This is a genomic window from Amorphus sp. MBR-141, from assembly GCF_053628695.1.
The window spans coordinates 134,971-148,076 of sequence record NZ_JBRJGW010000007.1 but is presented as its reverse complement, the minus strand read 5'-3'; the positions used below and the strand labels follow the sequence as shown (position 1 = coordinate 148,076).

Below are 13,106 nucleotides of genomic sequence, written 5' to 3'. Positions count from 1 at the left end.
ATCCGATCTCAGTAGTTCTGGTAGGCTGCGGCGACCGCGCGGGACCGCTCGCGTTCCGCCTCTTTCCGATACCCACCGGAGCCATCAATGACTGATCTCTCCGCCTTTCCGGTCGCCCAGCGCTGGCCGGCCAAGCATCCCGACCGTCTGCAGCTCTATTCGTTCCCCACGCCCAACGGCGTGAAGATCTCCATCGCGCTGGAAGAGACCGGGCTGCCCTACGAGGCCCACACGGTTTCGATCATGGAGAACGAGACCTGGGGCCCGGAATTCCTGGCGCTCAATCCGAACGGCAAGATCCCGGCGATCATCGATCCGGACGGGCCGGGCGGAAAGCCGCTGGGGCTCTTCGAGTCCGGCGCGATCCTGGTCTATCTCGCCGACAAGACCGGCAAGCTCGTGCCCGCCGATCCGGCGCTGCGCTACGAGACGATCCAGTGGGTCTTCTTCCAGATGGGTCACATCGGCCCGATGTTCGGCCAGCTCGGCTACTTCTACAAGTTCGCCGGCAAGGACATCGAGGACAAGCGCCCGCTCGAGCGGTTCGTCACCGAAGTGAAGCGCCTGCTCGGCGTCATCGAGACCCGGCTCGAGGGCCGGGATTGGATCATGGGCGACGAGTACACCATCGCCGACATCGCGATGGTCGGCTGGGTGCGCGGCCTCATCGGATTCTACGAGGCGGGAGCGCTCGTCGGCTACGACGGTCTGTCGCACGTGCCCGCCTGGTTCGATCGCTGCATGGCGCGGCCGGCCGTGCAGCGCGGACTGGAAATCCCTCCCCGCCCCTGAGAAACGAAAAGGGGTCCGGTCGCACGCGACCGGACCCCTGTAGGCTTGTGATGCTGCCGCGACGCTCGCATCGACCATCGCGGTCAGCGATATCCCGACCGCTTCTCCGGATGGCGACCCGGTGTGCGCTTCGCCAGGAGCCGCGTCAGACCAGGTCGACCTTGCCGGTCGCGATGTTGTAGACGCCGCCCACGACCTTGACCTTGCCGGAGGAGACGGCCTCGGCGACGATCGGGGTCGCGGTCTTCAGCTTCTCGACGTTGTAGCGGACGTTCTCGGCGGTCGCCGCCACCAGCGGGTCCGCCGGGGTCGTGTCGAGGGCCTTCTGGACGCCCGGCTTCAGCGCATCGATGAGCGACGGGATGTGCCCCGGCAGCTCGGCGCCGGTCTGGATGACCTTGATGGTCGCGTCGATCGCACCGCAATTGGAATGCCCAAGCACGACCAGCAGCGGGATGCCGAGGACGGCTACGCCATACTCGATGCTGGCAAGACCGCTCACGTCGACGAAGTTGCCGGCGACGCGGACGACGAACAGCTCGCCGGGGCCCTGGTCGAAGGCCAGCTCGGGCGAAACGCGCGAGTCGGCGCAGGACAGCAGCCCACAGAACGGATACTGGGCGCTGGACCGGGCGTCACGACCGACCGAGAAATCCTTGTTTTGCGGCGTGTTGGCGGCGTAGCGGGCGTTGCCGTCCATCAGGCGCTTCAGCGCCTCGTCCGGGCTGATATCGTTCGGAGCCTGCGTGCTGCTCGCCGTCTGCGCGGCAGCCGGGAGAACGAGGCCGCCCGCCGCCGCGGCCGTCACCGCAAACGCGCCAGCACCGAGAAGGCCGCGGCGCGTCAGGCCAGTTTGATGCTCGTTGCACATGGTAGAATTCCTCCTCGATCGCCGCCCGGCGTCGCAAGCCCCCAGCTGATCATCCAGCTCTTGTCATCCTCATTTTGACCGTCGGAGGGTCTTCCGGCTACGGAAAAAATCAGAAGAAAGTTATCTTTTCTGACCAGTGTTCGGAATGCGCCCCCTGCGCCCGACACGGAACCCCTCGGCAGACGGAACGTTGGTCGCAGGAGGTTGCGGGGAGGCCGGCTTTTTCATGGACGTATCGAACGGTTTGAAATGGGCAGCGCGCGGCGGCTATGCGGCACGCGGCGTCGTCTACATGGTGGTCGGGTTCTTCGCGATCCTCGCCGCGGTCGGATCCGGCAGCACCGAGGACACGCGCGGCGCCCTGCAGAAGCTGCTGGAGCAACCGTTCGGCAGCCTGCTGCTTGCCGTGGTCGGGCTCGGCCTCCTGGCCTTTGCCGGCTGGCGCTTCATTCAGGCATTCGGCGATCCCGACGATCACGGCAGCAACGGCAAGGGGATTTTGATCCGGTTCTCCATGCTCGCGAGCGGCCTCATCCATATCGGCCTGGCGATCTTCGCCGCGGGGTTTGTCTTCAGCCTGGGGCTCTCCGGCGGCGGCAGCGGCGGCGGTGGCGATCCGACCAGCGGCTGGCTGTCTTGGCTGTTCGGCCATGCGTGGGGCCGCTACGTCGCGCTTGCCCTGACGCTGGTGCCGGTCGGCATCGGCTTCGCCCACATCCGCAAGGGCTGGAAGGCGGGTTTTGAGAAATATCTCCGCCCCGACTTCAACAAGCTGGGCCTCGTCAAGCCGATCTGCTCCTTCGGCCTGATCGCGCGCGGCGTGATCTTCATGGTGATCGGACTGCTCGCCTTCTACGGCGGCGGCATCTACGATGCGGGGGACGCGCCGGGCCTGAAGGACGCGCTTGCCTGGATCCAGGGATGGCCGTTCGGCTGGGTCGCCCTTCTGGCAATCGCGTTCGGTCTCGTCGCCTTCGCGTTCTATGCCTTCGTCGAGGCCATGTACCGACGCATCGGCATCGAAGCAGCGGGCCTGTGACGGCTGGGCCTGCCGGCGCGGGCAGACGCCCGCACCGTGGCCTGCACGCTCCGATGATCGGTCAACGGCGTCAAAGCGCTTCCGCTTCGAGCGCCATCTTCACGGCCGCGCGCTCGGACACCGCCCGGAAATGGGCCGCCAGCTTCGGGAAGCGGTCGATGGCGACCCCATCGGCGTCCAGCCAGCGCGAGATGGTGAACAGGTACGGGTCGGAAATCGTGTACGCCGCGCCGAACACGAACGGGCCCTCGAGCATGTGGGCCTCGATCATCTCGCAGCACGCGCCGACGGACTCCGGCACCTTCTTCTGCATCGCCTCGATCGCGGCCGGGTCGTCGGCCCAGCGGCTCCCGCGCACGCGGTGCGCATGGGCGACGTGCACGGTCGAACAGAGATAGCTGTTGAAGGCCTGGACCCGCGCGAAGTCGAAGGGATCTTCGGTCGGCGCAAGCCGGGACTCCGGATAGGCCTGGGCGACCCAGGCGAGGATCGCGGGCGTCTCGGTGAGATGGCCCCGGTCGGTCACCAGGACCGGCACGCGCCCCTTGGGATTGACGCTCTGGTAGGAGGCGGAGCGCTGCTCGCCGCTGGCGAAATCGACCCGCCGGAGATCGTAGGTCGCGCCGGCTTCCTCCAGCGCGATATGGACGGCGAGCGCACAGGTTCCCGGCGCGTAATAGAGCGTGAGCATCGCAACAGACCTTTCTCGAGGGGGCACCCGACGGCGACCTAGGATGAAAAGCCGCACCATATACCGGGCGCCGCCGATCCGCCCTGGATATACGGGAACGCCAGCTTAGATGATCCTTCCAGGATCGACACCAGCAGGGTCATTGGCAGCGCCGCAATGAGCAACCGAGACGCTTTCCTTTCGCACAGCCCCGCGCGCCGCGCCGTTCCGGCAGCCGCAGTGCTCGTTGCGGCGCTCGTCGCCGCGCCCGCCTCCGCCGCCACCTTCGAAAGCCGGTTCGACATCTCGATCGCCGGCTACAAGATCGGTGAATCCAGCGTCACCGCCGAGGTGACGGACACCGCGTATTCCCTCTCCGGCGAGGGCAAGGCGAGCGGGCTCAGCCGCATCATCACCGACGCCCGTGGCACCGCCACCGCCTCCGGCCGGATCGCCGGCGAGCGCGCCGTGCCGGCATCCTACGGTTACCGGTGGATGGAGGGCGACGACGACGAACGCCTGGCGATGACCATCCGCGGCAACGCGGTCTCCAGCCTGACGGTGACGCCCGAACCGCCGAAGAAGGATCCCGAACCCGACCGGGTGGTGCTGACCGACGCCGACAAGCGCGGCATCATCGATCCGGTCTCCGCCCTCGTCTGGCAGGTGAAGGCGCCGGCCGACACCGGCTCGTGCGCCCGCACCGTGCCGATCTTCGACGGTGAACAGCGCTACGACGTGACGCTGTCGCCAAAACGGCGCGACAGGTTCGACGGCGGCGACAAGGCCTATCAGGGGCCGGTCATCGTCTGCCGGATCGACTACACACCGGTCGCCGGCCACCGCGAGAACAAGCGCGAGATCCGCGAACTGCGCGACAACACCGGCATGGAGGTCTGGCTGGCGCCGCTCACCGAACCCGAAACCGACACCGTGTTCCTGGTACCCGTCCGCATCAAGATCCCGACCCGGTTCGGGCTGCTGGAGATCGCCATGGACCGGCTGAGCGTCACCAACTGACCCGGCACAATCCGGAACCGGCAGCGCTCAGCCGAAGCCGATGCCCAGATACTTCAGGATCAGGCCGAGACCGACGCAGCAGAGCACGATGTTGACGAACAGGCGGAGCGCCGAGACCGACATCCTGTCGCGCATGCCGAGACCCAGCTTCTGGCCGAAGAAGGAGGGAACGCAGCAGGCAAGCCCCATGATCAGCTCGCCACGCCCGAACAGGCCGAGGAGCGTCAGCCCTCCGCCGACCATCAGCATGGTGATGAAGAACATCACCGAGGTGACGAGGGCGAACAGCTTGCGGTCCAGCCGGTAGGCGATGAAGACCGGCAGCGAGGGAAACGCGACGAACGATGTCGTACCCGCCGCCAGTCCCGAGATCAGGCCTGAGGCCGCCAGCACCATGCCGCGCGGCGGCGGGCTGAGCGGCGGGGACAGGCCCGCCAGCTGGGTTACCGAAAACACGACCAGCAGCATCCCGATTATGGCCTGCAGCGCATTCTGGTCGAGCAAGGCGAAGATCCTCAGGCCGATCAGGATTCCCGCGATGAGGCACACATAGAACGGCCAGTAGGGCTTCAGCTGCGGCGCAGATTCCCGGTTGGCATAGCCCTGGACCAGGTTCGCCAGGAACGAGGGCACCACCGCGATGGCGATGGCCGCAGGCACCGGAACGAACAGCACGGCAACCGAAATCGTCACCATGGGCTGGCCGAACGACGCGGCACCCTTGACGAATCCACCGACCACATAAAGGCCCAGCAGTGCTGCAACGACGGGGAGCGTGTAGAGGGGATCCGCAAACATCGGCCGTCTGATCTTCTTCTTGTCGTTGGAAGCGGCCGATCGTCGTTGGAGGCGGCGGAGCGGAAGGGGTGGAGGTCGGCCGGCAGGGCGACCTTTGTCGCGCGTTGCCCGCCGACGATCAAGGACCGGGGCGACAATCCAGCATTGCGGGATTCGCGCATCAACGTCGGGCGCGATCTGCCCGCGCCTCAGCCCAGCGAGCGCACCAGGATCAGGGCCCCGGCCGCCAACAGCGCGCCGAAGAACAGACGCCGAAACGTCTTTTCCGGCAGGCGATTGCGGACGCTCTGGCCGAGAGCCAGCCCGATCAGTGCCGGAACGAGCCCGATCATCGAACCGATTCCCAACGAACTGGTCATGATGCCGCGGTCGGCAAGCGACAGCGTCAGCGTCAGCGAGGAGCTGGAGAAAAGCATGCCCATGGCCTGGATCAGCTGGTTACGGCTCAACCCCAGCGCCTGCAGGTAGATCAGGCCCGGCATCACGAACGATCCGGTCATCCCGGTGACCATGCCGTTGAGAAGGCCGGCGGCAATGCCGACCGGCCGTTCCAGGTCGGGCCGGACCGAGACCCTCAGGCCGAGCAGGCTGATCAGGGAATAGGCGATGAGAACCACGCCGAGCAGCGCCGTCAGATAGCTCAGGTGCACCCGTGTCAACGCCCCCGCCCCGACCCAGACCGTGAGTGCGGCTGCGACCAGGAACGGCCAGATGCGCCGGAAGGTGGATCCGGCTTCGCCACCGACCAGCGCCTGCCAGACGTTGGTCACCAGCGTCGGGACGACGAGGAGCGCCATGGCGGCCGGCAGCCCAAGCGTCGGCGCGAGCAGCACGATCGCCACGGTTGGCAGACCGACGCCGACGATGCCCTTGATGCCGCCGGCGAGGAGAAAGACCCCGGCAATCCAAAGGACGATGCCCATCTGGAGGCCGCCGTCGGGGTGAAGCAGGCCGAGCTCGACGCTCATCGCAGTCTCCGGAGGCGGCGCTCGCAGGCCGATGGGTGATCTGGGAAGGTTCCGTTCGGGCCGGAAGAAGCGGACGTCCCGCCGGTGGCCAGCCCGCATTTCTTATCCCCGGGTGACAGGCGAAGCAAAAATGCTCTAGATCAGGCCCGAACCGGATCGACCCGTTTTCCACCGTCGAAGTGCTCCCACGATGAAGTTCACACTGTCCTGGCTCAAGGATCATCTCGAGACCGAGGCCTCCCTCGACACCATCGTCACGACGTTGACGATGATCGGCCTGGAGGTCGAAGGCGTCACCGATGCGAGCGCGGCGCTGGCGCCGTTCGTGATCGCCCGGGTGATCTCGGCCGAGCAGCACCCGAATGCGGACCGGCTGCGCGTCTGCATGGTCGATCCCGGCACCGGCGATCCGATCCAGGTCGTCTGCGGCGCCCCGAACGCCCGCACCGGCCTGATCGGCGTCTTCGCGCCGCCCGGCACCCACGTGCCCGGCACCGGCGTCGACCTGAAGGTCGGCGAAATCCGCGGCGTCGAGAGCCACGGCATGCTTTTGTCGGAACGCGAACTCGGCCTTTCCGACGAGCACTCTGGGATCATCGACCTGCCCGCCGATACGCCGGTCGGCACGCCGTACGCGACCTGGGCCGGCCTCGACGACCCGGTGATCGAGATCGCCATCACCCCGAACCGCGCCGATTGCCTGGGCGTGTCCGGCGTCGCGCGCGACCTCGCCGCCGCCGGGATCGGCACCTTGAAGGACCCGGCCATCGCGCCCGTCGCGGGCAACGGCCCGTGCCCGGTTTCGGTGACGCTGTCGTTCCCCGAGGGCAACCCGATCTGCCCGGCGTTCGCGATGCGCAAGGTGAGCGGCCTCACGAACGGCCCGTCGCCCGACTGGCTGCGCCGCCGCCTGATCGCCATCGGCCTGCGTCCGATCAACGCGCTGGTGGATATCACCAACTTCCTCACCTACGACCGCAACCGGCCGCTGCACGTGTTCGACGCGGCGAAGGTCCACGGAGACCTCACAGTCCGCCGCGCCCGCGCCGGCGAAACGCTGCTCGCCCTCGACGGCCGCACCTACACCTTCGACGACACCATGTGCGTCATCACCGACGAGAACGGCGTCGAATCGATCGGCGGCGTGATGGGCGGCGAGGAGACGGGGTGCTCCGAGGACACCACCGAGGTGCTGATCGAATCGGCGCTGTGGGATCCGCTTGCGATCGCCCGCACTGGCCGCACCCTGAACATCGTCTCGGACGCGCGCTTCCGCTTCGAACGCGGCATCGATCCCGCCTTCACCCTGTCCGGGCTCGAGCTCGCCACCCAGATGGTGCTCGACCTGTGCGGCGGTACCGCGTCGGACGTGGTGCTGGCCGGCGAGGTTCCGGCCGACCGCCGCACGATCGCGTTTCCGGTCGCCGAGGTGAAGCGCCTGTCCGGCCTTAGCCTTGAGACACCCGAAGAAAAGGCGCTACGCGAATCCGTAGACCCTAAGGGCGACGCAACTGCGGCGATCAGCACCCGTATCAAACGAATTCTTACCTCCCTCGGCTTCGAGGTCGCCGGCTCCGGCGACGTTCTCGACGTCACCGCGCCGAGCTGGCGTGCCGACGTCGAGGGCAAGGCCGATCTGGTGGAAGAAGTCATCCGCATCGTCGGCGTCGACGAGATCCCGTCCCAGCCGATGCCCCGGCTGTCGCCCGTGTCCCGCAAGGTGCTCACGCCCATGCAGGTGCGTACGCGCCAGGCCCGGCGCACGCTGGCGGCGCGCGGCTTCGTCGAAGCGCTGACGTGGTCGTTCGTCTCCCGGCCCCACGCCGAGGCGTTCGGCGGCGGCAAGCCGGAGCTGGCGCTCGCCAACCCGATCGCCAGCGACCTGTCCGACATGCGCCCGAGCCAGGTACCCGGTCTCGTGCGTGCCCTGCAGAAGAACGCCGACCGCGGCATGCCCGACCAGCCGCTGTTCGAGGTGGGGCAGGTGTTCCTGGGCGACCGGCCGGACGACCAGAAGACGGCGGCGACGGGCCTGCGGCGCGGAACCGCAAAGCCGGCCGGCGCCGGGCGGCACTGGTCGGGCAATTCCGGGCCGGTCGACGTCTTCGACGCGAAGGCCGATGCGCTCGCCGTGCTGGCCGCCATCGGAACACCATCGGAACGCGTGCAGATCAGCCGCGATGCGCCGTCCTGGATGCACCCGGGCCGTTCCGGCACTCTCCGTCTCGGTCCGATCGTGCTCGGCCATTTCGGCGAGCTGCATCCGAAGGTGCTGGAGTTGCTCGACGCCGACGGTCCGGTCGCAGCCTTCGAGATCCACCTCGACGCGGTGCCGCCGGCCAAGCAGAAGCCGACCAAGGTGAAGCCGGCGATCGCCATCAGCGACCTGATGCCGGTGGCCCGCGACTTCGCCTTCGTCGTCGACGAAGCGGTCGAGGCGGCCGATCTCGTCAAGGCCGCCCGCGGTTCCGACAAGACGCTGATCTCCGGCGTGGACGTGTTCGACGTCTACCGCGGCACGGGCATCGAGGCCGGCAAGAAGTCGGTCGCGATCGAGATCACCCTGCAGCCGCGCGACCAGACGCTGACCGACGAGCAGATCGATGCGGTCGGCGCGAAGGTCGTCGCCGCCGTGGCCAAGGCGACCGGCGGCGTCCTGCGCGGCTGAGGCCGAACCCGACCCCGCCCCGCCGTCTCTTGCGGCGGGCGGGGGCGACCGTTATGTGACGGTCTGTTGCCAACTGTCCCGCCGGTCGCTTGTCGGCGCGCGGACCATCGAGACCACACCGGCTGGAGCCAGCATGCTGTCGCTCATTCAGGTTCTCCTGCTCGCGATCAAGATCTATACGTGGATCATTATCGGGGCTGCGATCTTCTCCTGGCTTTACGCCTTCAACGTCGTCAATCCGCGCAACCAGTTCATCGCAATGATCGGCAACGCGCTCTACAGGATGACGGAACCGGTCCTGCGCCCGATCCGCAGCATTCTGCCGGATCTGGGCGGCATCGACATTTCGCCCATCGTCCTGCTGCTGCTGCTGTTCTTCCTGCAGCAGCTGATCGTCAACAATCTGGTGCCGCTGATCCTCTAGATCGGCGCCTGGACAGACGCGGCCCATGCGACAAGGAGGGCCGGCCATCGCGTCCGACCGTCTCTTCGAGCGAACCGACGACTCGGTAACGGTCCGCGTCCGATTGACGCCCCGGGCCGACCGAGATGCCGTCGACGGCGTCCGCACGCTGTCCGACGGAAGCGAAGTGCTGGCGGCGCGGGTTCGCGCGATCGCCGACAAAGGCAAGGCCAACAAGGCGCTCGAGGCGCTGCTCGCCGCCACGTTCGGGCTGCCCAAATCGGCGGTCTCGCTGCGCTCCGGCCACACGGCACGGATCAAGACCGTGCGGCTGGAAGGCGATCCAAATGCGATCGAAGCCACCTGCAGAGCCCTCCCCGCAGCCTGAGAGAAGGACGATCAGCCGCCAGACTGTCGCGGATCAAAGTTCCTGATTTTGCGCGGGGGTGATTTCTCGTCATCGCCGCATGTTCTAGGAAGACTGCATCCTTCCGACCGACCGGAGCATCCCATGAGCGCCACCATCATCGACGGCAAGAGCCGCGCCGCCGCCCTCGACGCCAAAGTCACCGAGGCCGTGGCCGGCCTCATGGCCGCGCACGGCGTGACGCCGGGTCTCGCCGTCGTGCTGGTCGGCGACGATCCGGCGAGCGACATCTACGTCTCGAACAAGGTGCGGCGGACCGAGGCGGCCGGCATGCGTTCCATCGAGCACCGCCTGCCCGCCGACACGCCGGAGGACGAGCTGCTGGCGCTGGTCGCCACGCTCAACGCGAATCCGGAGATCGACGGGATTCTGGTGCAGATGCCGCTGCCGAAGCACATCGACACCGACAAGGTCGTCATCGCCATCGATCCGGCCAAGGACGTCGACGGCCTGCATCCGATGAACGCCGGGCTGTTGGTGCTCGGCCGCTCCGCCCTGGTCGCCTGCACCCCCCAGGGCTGCGTCGATCTCGCCAGGCAGGCGCGCGGCGGCGACCTTTCCGGCCTCGACGCAGTCGTCATCGGCCGCTCCATCCTGGTCGGCAAGCCGGTTTCGCTGCTGCTGCAGAACGAGAACTGCACCGTCACCATGGCCCATTCGCGCACCCGCGACCTTGCCGACCTGTGCCGGCGCGCCGACATCCTGGTCGCCGCGGTCGGCCGTCCGGCCTACGTGAAGAACGACTGGATCAAGCCCGGCGCCACCGTCATCGACGTGGGCATCAACCGCATCCCGGCGCCGGAGCGCGGCGAGGGCAAGACCCGCATCGTCGGCGACGTGGACACTGAGGCGGCGAAAGAGGTTGCCGGTGCCATCACGCCGGTGCCCGGCGGCGTCGGGCCGATGACCATCGGCTTCCTGCTGGTCAACACGGTGATGGCGGCGTGTCGCCGGCGCGGACTGCCCGCCCCGACGATCGCTTAGGCTCAGAGCAACTCGGGCAAGGCGGGGACCGTCCCCGCCCGCGCAGCCCGCCCTCGTCAACAGCCGCCTCAGGTGGACGCACGCACCAGGTGCAGGCTGAACAGGCCCTCGTCGTCGGTCCAGAAGGTCTCAGGCGTCCAGCCGGCCCGCTTCGCCAGCGCCGCGAACTCTTGCGGCGCGTACTTGTAGGAGCTTTCTGTGTGGATGCTCTCGCCCTCGGCGAAGCTGAAGCGCTCGCCGAGCACCTCGACCGTCTGCGCGCGCTGCGCGACGAGGTGCATCTGCACGCAGCCCTTCTCCGGCACGAAGCGCGCCTCGTGGCGGAATGCGTCCAGATCGAACGTGCCGCCGAGCTCGCGGTTGATGCGGCTCAACAGGTTCTTGTTGAACGACGCTGTCACGCCCGCTGGGTCGTCGTAGGCGGCGACCAGGCGCTCGGGGTCCTTGCAGGTGTCGATGCCGATCAGCATGGCGTCGGCCCGGCTTTCCAGCCGCAGCCGCTCCAGGAGCCCGGCCGCGGCGTCGGGCTCGAAGTTGCCGATCGTCGAGCCGGGGAAGAACAGCACCCGCCGGCCGGCCGGCAGGTCGCCGGGCAAGGTGAACGCGCCGGTGAAATCGGCGACCACCGGCGCCACCAGCATCTGCGGATAGGCGGCGCTGATGGACTGGGCCAGGGCCACCAGCTGATCGGCGGCGATGTCGACAGGCACGTAGACCGCGGCCCGATCGCCCAGCGCCTCCAGCAGCAGGCGGACCTTGACGCCCTCGCCACTGCCCGGCTCGATCAGGATCAGGTCGTCGCCGAGACTGTCGGCGATCTCGCGGGCACGCTCGGCCAGCACCGACATTTCCATTCGGGTCGGATAGTAACTGTCGACCTCGCAGATCGCCTCGAACAGCTTGGCGCCGAGCGTGTCGTAGAGCCATTTCGGCTCCTGCGTCTTCGGCGACGCGGACAGGCCGGCGATGACGGAAACGGCGAAATCCTCGTCGAACGACGCGCCTTCGAAGGCCTCGTCGTCGGGTACGGTCTGGGCGAGTGCCATCGGCGGTCCTCCGGTCAATGAAAGCGGCGGCACCGGCTCAACCGGCACCTCCGTCAAAACTTGCAGGCAATGGTGGGGTTCCCGCCCCGGTCAGCCGTCGCGCGCGAGCCGGAGCCCGGCAAACTGCCAGCGCTGGTGCGGGTGGAAGAAGTTGCGGTAGCTGGCGCGCGCATGCGCGCGCGAGGTGGCGCAGGAGGCACCGCGCAGCACCCACTGATTGACCATGAACTTGCCGTTGTATTCGCCGATCGCGCCTTCCGGCGGCACGAACCCCGGATAGGCGGTGTAGGCCGACTGGGTCCACTGCCAGACGTCGCCGTACATCTGGGTGAGCCCGCCCCCCGGCGCCGGCCGCGGCCGGAAGTGCCCGCCCTCGACGAAGTGACCGTCGACCGGGACCCGGGCCGCGGCATGCTCCCACTCCGCCTCGCGCGGCAGCCGGCAGCCCGCCCAGCGCGCAAACGCGTCGGCCTCGTAGTAACTGATGTGGCTCACTGGGGCGTCAAGGTCGATCGGCTGCGCGCCGCGCAGCCCGAAGCTCCACCACTCGCCGCCCTTGTCGAACCAGTAGAGGGGCGTCGTCCATCCCTCCCGCTCCCGCACGGCCCAGCCATCGGAGAGCCACAGCGTCTGCCGCTCGTAGCCACCGTCGGCGATAAACGCCTGCCACTCGCGATTGGTGGCAAGCCGGCCGGCCAGTTCGAACGGCTCCAGATAGACCTTGTGGCGCGGGCCCTCGTTGTCGAAGGCGAAGCCATCGCCGTCGTGGCCGACCTCGACCAGGCCGCCATCGAACGCCTGCCAGTCGAGGTCCTGCGAGCGGCTGGTCACCGCAAGCGGTTCCGGGGCACGGTAGGCCGGCAGTTCGGGATTGAAGGAGAACGCGTGCAGGAGATCGGTCAGCAGGAGTTCCTGGTGCTGCATCTCGTGATGACAGCCGAGCTCGATCAGCGCGGCGATTTCCGCCGCGCGCTCCTGGGGCGGCTGGCTCAGGAGCTCGGCCACGGCGCGATCGACCGCGGCACGGTAGTCGAGCACCTCGGCTGCGCTCGGCCGCGTCACGAGACCCCGCTTCGGCCGTGCGAAGCGCGTGCCCGCCTGGACATAATAGGAATTGAAGAGATGGAGGTAGCGCTCGTCGAAGAAGCTGTAACCCGGCACGTGGGGCTTCAGGACGAACTGCTCGAAAAACCAACTGGTGTGGGCCAGATGCCATTTGGCCGGGCTGGCGTCCTCCATCGACTGGACGACCAGATCTTCGGCCGTCAGGCCGTCCACCAGCGAGAGTGTCCGCGCCCGCGTTCGCTCGAACAGGGCAGTCGATTCCGACACCGCCGCCTTGACGGCGCGGAAATTGGCTGTCGATCCGCTCACGGTCACCCTCCGTCCCTGATAGCCGGTCAGCCGATCAGGTCAACAT

Annotated in this window: 13 protein-coding genes; 7 read left to right on the top strand and 6 right to left on the bottom strand. The window is 67.7% G+C overall.

The window, feature by feature from the left end:
- Positions 1-87: 87 nt before the first annotated feature.
- The gene (locus tag ACSSVZ_RS11795) at positions 88-792 is read left to right on the top strand and encodes a glutathione binding-like protein (RefSeq protein ID WP_453970205.1); all 705 of its coding nucleotides are present in this window, start codon (positions 88-90) and stop codon (positions 790-792) included.
- Positions 793-937: 145 nt separating this feature from the next.
- Here ACSSVZ_RS11795 and ACSSVZ_RS11790 read toward each other — a convergent pair whose 3' ends face one another.
- Entirely contained in the window at positions 938-1,663 is a 726-nt protein-coding gene (locus ACSSVZ_RS11790) for a carbonic anhydrase (protein ID WP_453970203.1), read from the bottom strand.
- A gap of 226 nt (positions 1,664-1,889) precedes the next feature.
- Here ACSSVZ_RS11790 and ACSSVZ_RS11785 point away from each other — a divergent pair, with 226 nt between their 5' ends.
- The gene (locus tag ACSSVZ_RS11785) at positions 1,890-2,702 is read left to right on the top strand and encodes a DUF1206 domain-containing protein (protein ID WP_453970202.1); all 813 of its coding nucleotides are present in this window, start codon (positions 1,890-1,892) and stop codon (positions 2,700-2,702) included.
- A 70-nt stretch (positions 2,703-2,772) separates the two neighbouring features.
- Here the strand turns inward: ACSSVZ_RS11785 and ACSSVZ_RS11780 are convergent, their stop codons facing one another.
- Entirely contained in the window at positions 2,773-3,393 is a 621-nt protein-coding gene (locus tag ACSSVZ_RS11780) for a glutathione S-transferase family protein (protein ID WP_453970200.1), read from the bottom strand.
- Between the two features lie 156 nt (positions 3,394-3,549).
- Between ACSSVZ_RS11780 and ACSSVZ_RS11775 the strand changes: the two genes are divergently transcribed.
- Positions 3,550-4,392, top strand: a complete 843-nt coding sequence (locus ACSSVZ_RS11775) for a DUF3108 domain-containing protein (RefSeq protein WP_453970199.1) — start codon at positions 3,550-3,552, stop codon at positions 4,390-4,392.
- A gap of 27 nt (positions 4,393-4,419) precedes the next feature.
- Here ACSSVZ_RS11775 and ACSSVZ_RS11770 read toward each other — a convergent pair whose 3' ends face one another.
- Positions 4,420-5,190, bottom strand: a complete 771-nt coding sequence (locus ACSSVZ_RS11770; RefSeq protein WP_453970197.1) for a sulfite exporter TauE/SafE family protein — start codon at positions 5,188-5,190, stop codon at positions 4,420-4,422.
- A gap of 188 nt (positions 5,191-5,378) precedes the next feature.
- Positions 5,379-6,158, bottom strand: a complete 780-nt coding sequence (locus ACSSVZ_RS11765) for a sulfite exporter TauE/SafE family protein (protein ID WP_453970195.1) — start codon at positions 6,156-6,158, stop codon at positions 5,379-5,381.
- Positions 6,159-6,348: 190 nt separating this feature from the next.
- On the opposite strand from ACSSVZ_RS11765, the gene pheT reads away from it, so the two are divergent.
- The 4 genes from pheT (at position 6,349) to folD (ending at position 10,640) form a co-directional block, all read left to right on the top strand.
- Positions 6,349-8,826 carry a phenylalanine--tRNA ligase subunit beta gene (gene pheT / locus ACSSVZ_RS11760; protein WP_453970194.1) on the top strand — a complete coding sequence of 826 codons (2,478 nt, stop codon included), beginning with the start codon at positions 6,349-6,351 and terminating at the stop codon, positions 8,824-8,826.
- A 133-nt stretch (positions 8,827-8,959) separates the two neighbouring features.
- Positions 8,960-9,250 carry a YggT family protein gene (locus tag ACSSVZ_RS11755; protein ID WP_453970192.1) on the top strand — a complete coding sequence of 97 codons (291 nt, stop codon included), beginning with the start codon at positions 8,960-8,962 and terminating at the stop codon, positions 9,248-9,250.
- Positions 9,251-9,275: 25 nt separating this feature from the next.
- A complete protein-coding gene (locus tag ACSSVZ_RS11750) occupies positions 9,276-9,617 on the top strand; it encodes a DUF167 family protein (RefSeq protein ID WP_453970190.1) in 342 nt (113 codons plus the stop codon).
- Between the two features lie 123 nt (positions 9,618-9,740).
- A complete protein-coding gene (gene folD, locus ACSSVZ_RS11745) occupies positions 9,741-10,640 on the top strand; it encodes a bifunctional methylenetetrahydrofolate dehydrogenase/methenyltetrahydrofolate cyclohydrolase FolD (protein ID WP_453970188.1) in 900 nt (299 codons plus the stop codon).
- Between the two features lie 68 nt (positions 10,641-10,708).
- Here the strand turns inward: folD and egtD are convergent, their stop codons facing one another.
- Positions 10,709-11,686, bottom strand: a complete 978-nt coding sequence (gene egtD, locus ACSSVZ_RS11740; RefSeq protein WP_453970186.1) for an L-histidine N(alpha)-methyltransferase — start codon at positions 11,684-11,686, stop codon at positions 10,709-10,711.
- 90 nt (positions 11,687-11,776) lie between these two features.
- Positions 11,777-13,060, bottom strand: a complete 1,284-nt coding sequence (egtB, locus tag ACSSVZ_RS11735; RefSeq protein WP_453970184.1) for an ergothioneine biosynthesis protein EgtB — start codon at positions 13,058-13,060, stop codon at positions 11,777-11,779.
- Positions 13,061-13,106: the final 46 nt, after the last annotated feature.

Coding starts and splice junctions, on each gene's coding strand:
- ACSSVZ_RS11795 (WP_453970205.1), top strand. CDS start 88: ATGACTGATCTCTCCGCCTTTCCGGTCGCCCAGCGCTGGCCGGCCAAG.
- ACSSVZ_RS11790 (WP_453970203.1), bottom strand. CDS start 1,663: ATGTGCAACGAGCATCAAACTGGCCTGACGCGCCGCGGCCTTCTCGGT.
- ACSSVZ_RS11785 (WP_453970202.1), top strand. CDS start 1,890: ATGGACGTATCGAACGGTTTGAAATGGGCAGCGCGCGGCGGCTATGCG.
- ACSSVZ_RS11780 (WP_453970200.1), bottom strand. CDS start 3,393: ATGCTCACGCTCTATTACGCGCCGGGAACCTGTGCGCTCGCCGTCCAT.
- ACSSVZ_RS11775 (WP_453970199.1), top strand. CDS start 3,550: ATGAGCAACCGAGACGCTTTCCTTTCGCACAGCCCCGCGCGCCGCGCC.
- ACSSVZ_RS11770 (WP_453970197.1), bottom strand. CDS start 5,190: ATGTTTGCGGATCCCCTCTACACGCTCCCCGTCGTTGCAGCACTGCTG.
- ACSSVZ_RS11765 (WP_453970195.1), bottom strand. CDS start 6,158: ATGAGCGTCGAGCTCGGCCTGCTTCACCCCGACGGCGGCCTCCAGATG.
- pheT (WP_453970194.1), top strand. CDS start 6,349: ATGAAGTTCACACTGTCCTGGCTCAAGGATCATCTCGAGACCGAGGCC.
- ACSSVZ_RS11755 (WP_453970192.1), top strand. CDS start 8,960: ATGCTGTCGCTCATTCAGGTTCTCCTGCTCGCGATCAAGATCTATACG.
- ACSSVZ_RS11750 (WP_453970190.1), top strand. CDS start 9,276: ATGCGACAAGGAGGGCCGGCCATCGCGTCCGACCGTCTCTTCGAGCGA.
- folD (WP_453970188.1), top strand. CDS start 9,741: ATGAGCGCCACCATCATCGACGGCAAGAGCCGCGCCGCCGCCCTCGAC.
- egtD (WP_453970186.1), bottom strand. CDS start 11,686: ATGGCACTCGCCCAGACCGTACCCGACGACGAGGCCTTCGAAGGCGCG.